This window comes from Microvirga tunisiensis, assembly GCF_009296175.1.
Taxonomy (GTDB): Bacteria; Pseudomonadota; Alphaproteobacteria; order Rhizobiales; family Beijerinckiaceae; genus Microvirga; species Microvirga tunisiensis.
The window spans coordinates 1-8,149 of record NZ_VOSK01000279.1; the positions used below are offsets into that span (position 1 = coordinate 1).

At 60.5% G+C, this 8,149-nt stretch carries 9 protein-coding genes; 7 read left to right on the forward strand and 2 right to left on the reverse strand.

Annotated elements, in window-relative coordinates:
• From FS320_RS33525 to FS320_RS33555, 6 genes are all read left to right on the forward strand, one after another.
• A partial coding sequence (locus FS320_RS33525) for a phytochelatin synthase family protein (RefSeq protein ID WP_192926374.1) occupies nt 1-554 on the forward strand: 554 nt, incomplete at its 5' end.
• A gap of 198 nt (nt 555-752) precedes the next feature.
• Complete coding sequence (locus FS320_RS33530) at nt 753-1,175, forward strand: cupin domain-containing protein (protein ID WP_152716732.1); 423 nt, start codon at nt 753-755, stop codon at nt 1,173-1,175.
• Between the two features lie 94 nt (nt 1,176-1,269).
• Nucleotides 1,270-1,650, forward strand: a complete 381-nt coding sequence (locus tag FS320_RS33535; RefSeq protein ID WP_152716733.1) for a hypothetical protein — start codon at nt 1,270-1,272, stop codon at nt 1,648-1,650.
• A gap of 212 nt (nt 1,651-1,862) precedes the next feature.
• Nucleotides 1,863-2,546 (forward strand): plasmid pRiA4b ORF-3 family protein, encoded by a 684-nt coding sequence (locus tag FS320_RS33540; protein WP_244627558.1) that lies wholly within the window; start codon nt 1,863-1,865, stop codon nt 2,544-2,546.
• Between the two features lie 998 nt (nt 2,547-3,544).
• Nucleotides 3,545-5,074, forward strand: a complete 1,530-nt coding sequence (locus FS320_RS33550; RefSeq protein ID WP_152716734.1) for a winged helix-turn-helix domain-containing tetratricopeptide repeat protein — start codon at nt 3,545-3,547, stop codon at nt 5,072-5,074.
• Between the two features lie 651 nt (nt 5,075-5,725).
• Entirely contained in the window at nt 5,726-6,142 is a 417-nt protein-coding gene (locus tag FS320_RS33555) for a cupredoxin domain-containing protein (RefSeq protein ID WP_192926375.1), read from the forward strand.
• A gap of 101 nt (nt 6,143-6,243) precedes the next feature.
• Here the strand turns inward: FS320_RS33555 and FS320_RS33560 are convergent, their stop codons facing one another.
• Nucleotides 6,244-6,711 (reverse strand): c-type cytochrome, methanol metabolism-related, encoded by a 468-nt coding sequence (locus FS320_RS33560; protein WP_152716736.1) that lies wholly within the window; start codon nt 6,709-6,711, stop codon nt 6,244-6,246.
• 128 nt (nt 6,712-6,839) lie between these two features.
• The gene (locus FS320_RS33565) at nt 6,840-7,190 is read right to left on the reverse strand and encodes a hypothetical protein (RefSeq protein WP_152716737.1); all 351 of its coding nucleotides are present in this window, start codon (nt 7,188-7,190) and stop codon (nt 6,840-6,842) included.
• A 425-nt stretch (nt 7,191-7,615) separates the two neighbouring features.
• On the opposite strand from FS320_RS33565, the gene FS320_RS33570 reads away from it, so the two are divergent.
• Nucleotides 7,616-7,978, forward strand: coding sequence for a hypothetical protein (locus FS320_RS33570; protein WP_152716738.1), 363 nt, complete (start codon nt 7,616-7,618; stop codon nt 7,976-7,978).
• Nucleotides 7,979-8,149 lie beyond the last annotated feature (171 nt).

An 8,149-nucleotide genomic window follows, 5' to 3' on the forward strand; every position in this document is an offset into this window, starting at 1 on the left:
CGACGACGCCGACCCGTATCGACAATCTCAACTCGATCCATAGCCGCACTGTCCTTTTTGACGTCAATAAGGACAGTCAGTGCCAAATCCGACAATTCCTACAAGGCGGCCCACCTCGGATGCGTACGGACAATCTCCTCAATGACGAAACTGAAAAGGTTTTGCCGAAGGAGGTGCTGGCGAAGATCGGAATGACGCTGGACCAAATCGGCCAGCTTTTGACCACCTTCGGGGTCAAGGCTGATGTGCACCATACTGCCGACACCAGTGTGGACGAGTTCCGCAAGCTCGCGACTGAGGCTCTCGGCACGCCCAACCGGTACGTGATCGTCAACTACCTGCGACGAGCAATCGGACAGGAGCGTGGAGGCCACATCTCGCCATTAGCCGCCTATGATGCCGACACCGACCGCTTTCTGGTCCTGGATGTGTCCCGGTACAAGTATCCGCCCGTCTGGGTTGAGGCCGATGACCTCTATGCGGCCATGAACACGCCTGATTCAGATAACCAGAACCGGACGCGCGGCTTCGTTTTGGTTGCTGCGAAAGACTGAATGGCAAACCTGTCGATGCCGGCAGTTGCTGAAGATTGGCGGACAGGCACCGGACTGACCCTCGAGCGTCGAACGGGATATCGGCCTCCCAGGCTTTTGGGCTGGGCCGATCCGCGGTTTCCTCGGTATGATGGGAGGTGGGTCATGGATCGCTCCCGATCCCAGGATTTGAATACGGTTCTCACGATGGAGGTCCGAATGCCAAACCTTCTTGAACCAAGCGCAACGTGGTCAGCCGCACGCCAGGATGAATTCACAAAGAACCAGTTCAATCCCTGCGTGGGGACCCGCCTCCTGTCCCAGGACCGCCGGGTCCGGGTGTGGGAAGTCCGCTTGAAACCCTCAGAGCGCCTCGGCTTCCATCGCCACGTGCTGGACTATTTCTGGGTTGCCACAACACCCGGGAAAGCTCGTTCGCACCAACAGGACGGTTCGGTGGTGGAGGCTACCTATGCGGCGGGCCAGACGAGCCACCTCACCTACGGACCAGGAGAGTTCAAGGTCCATGACTTGGAGAATATTGGAGAGAGTGAATTCGTCTTTACAACGGTGGAGTTTCTCGACAGCGCAAACCCGCCGCTCCCTTTGCCCTCCGAAACTGAGCTTAGACCCCAGGGGTAACGCACGAACCTGTGAGGCGTGATCCGGGGGACCTTTGGCTCGAGGCCAACCTGTGTAACTGTGGGGCAGTGCCAGACAGCTGAACGGGTGGAGAATGCTCCGGGAGCACGCACGCAAGCGACTGACCAAGAAGGCCAAGAAAGGCTTTCGGGGCTTCCCGGTGGCCACGGTCGCCTTCTACGGGCCGGATAACCGCCGGGCGAGCAAGCTGACAGTCGGCATCGTGCTGGCTGAGAACCAAGAGGCAGTCGAGCTGAAGCAATGGTTCGCCGAGCAGGGCGATGTGCGCGAGGACGTCCAGGCTGCGGAGGAGGTCTTGGCGTACCTGGACAGGTTCGGCGTGCGCTCGGTTGCGATGGTGGACCGGATTATTGGCTGCCCGCACGAAGAAGGAATTGACTACCACGGACCAACCTGTCCGTTGTGCCCCTACTGGGCCGGGCGTGATCGCTGGAGCGGGGAGAGGGTCCACTAACGGCAGGGGCGAACACTATGGCTACTGCCCTCGACCGACTGGCGGACGAGCGAACCCGCCAGGAGCTGGACCATGTAGTCATTGTCCCAGGCGGCCCTTTTTCCGTCTGGCGCGCACACTAGGAGAGCATGATGAAGTGTGGGGCAGATTTGTAACGGGTTGGCTGCACAACGTTTCGAGCCAGACGAAACATAGCCGCGAGACACCCTCACTTGCCGAAACGCACCCCATCCGCACCCGACGTGTCCGATCCTTCCCGACCTCCGGAGATCCTGCAGTTCAAGGTCTGGCTGCTTGGCATCAGCCCTATGGTCTGGTGGCGGGTTCAGGTTCCGGACAGCATGACGCTGCGGGAGTTGCATGGTGTCATCCAGGTGGCGATGGGCTGGGAGGGCATCCACCTGTTCCAGTTTACGCCTCGGGCAAAGCGGTTCGGCTCCCTGGAGCTGGCGGCCCGGTCTTCGGATGTCCCGCTCTCCGAGCTTCGCCTCCGCCAAGGAACCCGCTTCCGCTACGAATATGATCTCAATGGTCCATGGGAGCATGAAGTGCGCCTGGAGATGCGGCACGAGGCTGACCCTGGGATGACCGACCTGCGCAAGAATGGCATGAAGCCTGCCCTCATCGTTGACCATCTAGTCGGTGCCTATTGCCCGCTGGTCGCAAATGACGGCAGCCTCTCGGATCAGCAGAAGGCCGACCGGGTGCGGCGGTTCGCGCGGCAGGTGACTGGATTGGCCTACGGACAGTCAGGCCAGGAGGAGTTGGATGTTCTCGTCGACGTGCCCTTGATGCCAGCGCTGCTTGGCCAAGTGGACCAAGTAGCGGGCAGGGCTGGGATGTCCCGGGATGCATGGATCGAGCAGGCGATCAAGCAATCGTTGACGGTGCCGTGATGCAGCAGCTTCCAACACGGGGTCAGCACAAGGTGCGCCGGGAGACCGGCAAGGAGTAGATGGTGCAAGTCCATCGCAATGAAGGAGGAGCGATCCACATTGGCCCCGAGTCATGCGCGGGCGATCGTGAGGCCGTCCGTGAAGCGTTGACAGGGGAGCATGCAGGCCAGCCATTGAGCCGCGAAAGTGATGCTTTTCGGGTGCCGACGTTTTTCTTGTGTGCGGAAGGCAACATGAGCCGGCGCGACAGCGCGAGGGCCGGCTCGACCCGACGTGGTCAGAGACCCTGGCATGCATGGACGCTCCTTGCACGGGAACCGGGAGGCCTCGGGATTGGCCAGCGTGGCATGCCACCGCTGGTCCGCATCGGGAAGGCGAGGAGCCGAAGCCGATGATGAACGATCCCGAGGAGTCAGATCCTGCCTGAGTCACAACGAACCTTGCGAACAACGCTGGGTCACCAGCGGCGGAGCAAGGGGAGCCAAGGGCAGGAACCGAGGGGAAGGCGGATCAGCACAGCACATGCCGGGCGCAGGACCGGGAGAATCCGCTGCCGTCGTTTGCGGAGCATCGAAAACCGCATTAACGCGGCCCGCCCCGGTTCTGGAGGGGTTCTGACCCGTAAGGCGGAATTCCATATAGAACGGTGCCGACCTGCTCACCGTCCTCCGGGTCGATAACCCGAATAGTGGTTCGACCGATTGGACTTTCGATCCGATCGATGACGGGCTCAAGGTACCGGCTATCGCTGTCCGGCCCGACGCCAAGGTCACCGAGGCGACTGGCCGAGTGAGCCGGGGAAGGGCTAACGGCAGTTAAACAGAGCGTTAGGCCAAAGCCGAAGCGTGCGTGAATGCTTGCGTTCATGAAACGCCTCCTGCCATCGTACGGCCCCTTGTTGGACCAGTCAGTGACAGCATCGCGGCTGAGGGACTTCCTGTCCTGAAGCGTCTCCCGAAAAGTTCCGAAATCTTCCGAAACAATGATATGATCAAGCCATGCCGGGTCAGTTCCTCGCGTTCGGTCCATTTATCTTCGACTGCCGCCGCGGGACCTTATTTCGGGGGGCATCACCGGTTGTGATTGGCAGGCGAGAGCGAGCCCTGCTGCAAGCTCTGCTGGAGGCCCGTGGTGAGGTCGTCACGAAGTCTTCCTTGATGGATGCCGCCTGGCCAAAGACGAATGTCGAAGAGAGCAATCTGACGGTGCAGATCGCAGCGCTTCGTCGAAGCATTGGCCAATCGGCCACCGGAGAGAATTGGATCGCGACGATCCCAGGCGTAGGATACAGGCTGGTGCACTCGACCCCGGTGCGTCAGCGGGACGTTGCGGCAGTGGAAGCTCCCGCCGCGCTAGACGAGATCGAGCCAAGGCCGACGATTGCCGTGTTGCCATTCACCAACATGAGCAGTGATCCGGAGCAGGAATACTTTGGCGATGGCCTGGCAGAGGATCTCATCACCGATTTGTCGAGGATCCCGGGCTTTGTCGTGATCGCCCGGCATTCGTCCTTCGCCTACAAGGGCAAACCGGTCGATATTCGGACAATCGCCAAGGATTTGGGAGTGCGCTATGTCATCGAAGGCAGCGTGCGTCGCGATGCGGACCGGATCCGGATCAGCGCTCAGATCATCGACGCGATCGGCAATGTTCATCTCTGGGCCAGCCGATTTGACCGGGAGCTCGAAAGCGTCTTTGCGCTGCAGGACGAGATCGTTGGCAGGATTGTGAGGGCCCTCTCCGGTCTGGTTCCGCCCGTCCAGCTCATGGCACGCCCAAGGGCGACAAATCTTGAGGCCTACGATCTGTTTGTGCGCGGCAGAGCGCTGGTCAACCAGTCTGTCGAAGGCAACAGAGCCGGTCGTCAGCTGCTTGAGAGATCAATTGCCCTCGATTCCGATTTCGCTGAGGCATACGTCTGGCTTGCCATGGGCCACCTTTGCGGCCGCGTGATGTGGGGAGAAGTAGCGGAACCCCACTTTGCGCTTGCCCTTTCAGCGGCCGAGCGCGCTGTATCACTCGATCCTGACAATGCCGGCGCCCATGCGGTTCTCGGAGACGTGCTGCTCTTCCATGACAGGCCCGCGGGCGTAGCAGAGTTGGCGACGGCTCTCGCGCTAAACCCCAACCATGCTGATGCCTGGGTATTTCTGGGGGAGGCGAGGGCCTATGAGGGGGATGCCGCCGCGGGCATCGCGCATACGGTGAAGGCGTTTAGCCTCAATCCGTATCCGCCTGGATGGTATTATTGGTATCTCGGGTACGTAGAATATGCGGCCGGGCACTATGAGGATGCGATGACTACGCTGTGGCACCCGTCCACGCATCGCCTGGGATCGCAACGCATCTTGGCTGCCAGTCTGGCGCAGCTTGGCCGCGCGGAAGAGGCTAGAGCGGAAGCTCAGCAATTCCTGGCGGCGCATCCACAGTTTTCGATCCAGTCGTGGGCGAGCGCTCAACCGTTTCAGCATGAGGCAGACCGGCAGAGTTTCATCGATGGCTACCTGAAGGCCGGTCTGCCGATGTAGAACGGTTCTGCAACGTGCGCTTCGAGGAGTTCAGCGATCCGGAAGCGCATTGCTTCGGCAGAAAGAGCGTGAGCTAGGGGTGTGCCCATCCCGCGGGATGGGGGCTTGCCCGCCTCTGCCGTTGCGAGGCAACGCGTCGTGTGAAACCGCCTTGACCCTACCATCCCCATGTGAGTTCTAGCTCCTCCCACCCCCTTAAGGGAGTGAATCCATGCTGCTTCTGCTGCGATGATCAGGGGAGGGCAGGAGGCAGTGAGCTGCCCGTTGGGCATTCACGACAGCAGGAGAGGGGAGGGCAGTCCGTGACCCGATGCCGACTTTCGTTGCCGGTGGAATCGATGTGGGATAATTTCCGACGGATGCTGGGCTGCTTACCGCTTTAGCGTCCGGGCTCATGGCTGCGGGCTGAGCCTTGCTTCGATAAAAAGCACCAACCGAAAGCGCTTGAGCAGGATCAATTCGGCATGCTTTGGTGCGTTCTTGGGCATGAGCCATGACCTGTCCGGTCCATCATGTCGTTGCGGACGAGACTGCGAATGAGAAGGCGGGAGGTCCACGCCAACGGCTAAGTCGTCCCGAAGAACTGGTGGCCGTGTGCGGGCCAACATCGGAATGAACCCGCAAGGATGCTACGATAAGCCGGTGCTACTGATGGGAGGCGCCCATGAGAACCTCACTGATCATCACGGCCCTGGTCATCGGCCTCTGCGGGAGTGCGTCGGCCGCGACGCGCCCCCGGACGGAGCCCAGGCTAAGCCGGTCAACATCATCCTGTCGGACTTTGCGTTCACGCCACAGAACGTGCGCCTGCATCACGGCCAGGCCTACCAGCTTCGTCTCATGAACCGGGGCTCGGGCGGCCACAACCTCGCGGCACCGGAATTCTTTGCCGCCGCGCAAATCAGCCCGGCTGACGCGGCGGCAATCGCGGGCGGCGGGATTGAGGTCGGCAAGGGCGAGAGCCGCACACTGCGCCTCGTCCCGGTGGCGGCAGGACGCTACAACATGAGTTGTACTCATTTCCTGCATGCCGGCTTCGGCATGACCGGAAGCATCACCGTCGACTGAGTTCATCGCGGCAAGCGAGGATTGCATGTGACGGGTGAGCTTGGGTCGGCGCAGGCTTCCCCTTGCCTGCATCTGGTGCGGGTCTGGCTTTCCGCCGCGGCCTACGGGTTGCCCAGACAGGCAACCTCATCCCGAGCCGCAGCCTCCGATTTAGGTTGATGATTGTCGGGCCGGCGCCGTCCCAGAACGCCATCGGCGCGGGCCTTCAGGTAGACATAAATGTCTGGAAGATGACACATGACGTTCCTGTCCTGGCCCATCGCGCGCATGACCCGCTGCTGGGCTGGATCCACAGTACGCAGGCCATGAATGACGAGGTCTCGGAAGGTTGTGTAATCCATGGCTTTCATGGGAGCCAACAGGGATGGGGCGAACGTGCTGCCCTCGGCATCCGGACCATGGCACATATGACACTGCGCGTGATAGCGGCGGTAGCCATTGAACGTCGACCAATCCACCTGTCCGTCCTGGGCAATGTAATAGGTCGGCTCGCCGTTGTCGGCATAGTATCGCCCATCCTCATCCCTGGTCGCTTGCCCGGCCGCATGGAAGGGGAACCAGCAGCCCATCAAGATGAGCGCGCCTGCGGCACACCATCTTTCTGTGTCTACTTTGTGCATGGTCACGCCCCGTGTGACATCGTGGATCGGGGCAGAACGGCGGGCGCATCATGGCGCGTCCGCCGCCACAGGAATGATCAATGAACCAAGTTGTTAAGCTGCGTGTCGTCGCTCACGAACACGCGATCCTCAATGCGCTTGATCTCAACTTCCATGGCGCTTTGGCCGAGAGCTCGCGGAACCGACACAATCACATTCTGACCGGATCGCAGGGTTGCGATGAACCGCACAGGTGTCGCCTCCTCACTGGAGGCCAGGGTCGCCACCACCTGATAGCCGTCCTTTTCGATAGTGTAGTAGGTACTGCCCACCACATTGGCGACCTTGATGCTCAAGCCCTCAATCGGCGCGAGTTCAGACGCGTGTGCAGAGCCTGTGATGCACCCCCCCATGGCCAGAGCGGAAAGGAGCATAGCGGAGATACGCATGATCATCCTCCTCCTCCTGTGCGGATGCATTGCGGTGACCGCCTCGCAGGAGATACCGCGCCCAGCCTGGGGGCCACTGGGGCATTGCCCACATCGGACAATGGTGATGTTTATTTGTTTACACTCATTGTGCCGGGTCCGATGTGCGCCACCACACGTAGGGAAGAGATTTTTGCTTGGCTGCCTTGCTCAGGGGTAGGGTTGAGCAAGATTATTTGGCGCTTCAGCAAAATAGGTCTCAAGTGGATATGGGTGACACGGGCCCCTTAAACTTGGGCAATACTATAATTAACTTATGTTAGTGCGCGGCCTCGGATTGTTCCCGGAGCGGCATTCCCACTTAGCCAGGATTGTCTCTCGAGCGGTGCAGACGTGCTACCATGCCGACAGAGTGTCAGAGGCATTTCGCTGGAGGAGCCAAATCGATGTTGCATCATCGTCTATCGAGAGCTCCCGCTGTCGGACTTGTCACTGGGTTATTTGTGTCGCCCGTGTTCGGGGCCGAGATGATCGAGGCCATCGGTGCGCAGAGATGCGGAGGACTGCAGAAACCCTACGCAGTCGAGTTCTTGGCCCCGGAAGATGCCGACGTCCAGGCGAGCGCAAAGAGGATGATCAAGGGGAGCGAAGACATTGACGGTGCTCCACCCGCTCTCTCCCTCGATGGCAAGCTGTGCTCGGACGGGCGCTGTGCCTTTCGAGCCGCCAAGGGACAACTCTATAAGCTCGCCAGCAAGAGCACAGGTCCACAAATCGGCAGTCTCTGCATTTCCATCACCCGACCTTGAGGTCTTCATCGGCGCTTCCCAGCGGCGATCTTGCTGCCTCTTTTCGTGTGCCGAGCATGTTCGACAGCTTGGAGGTGCAAGTCCTCTACCCAGCCTGATGGCGGCGAAGGGTTAGCAAAGCGCAAGGGCGCCACCGCGAGGTGGGGTCTGAAGGAAGCGTGGAGCAAAACC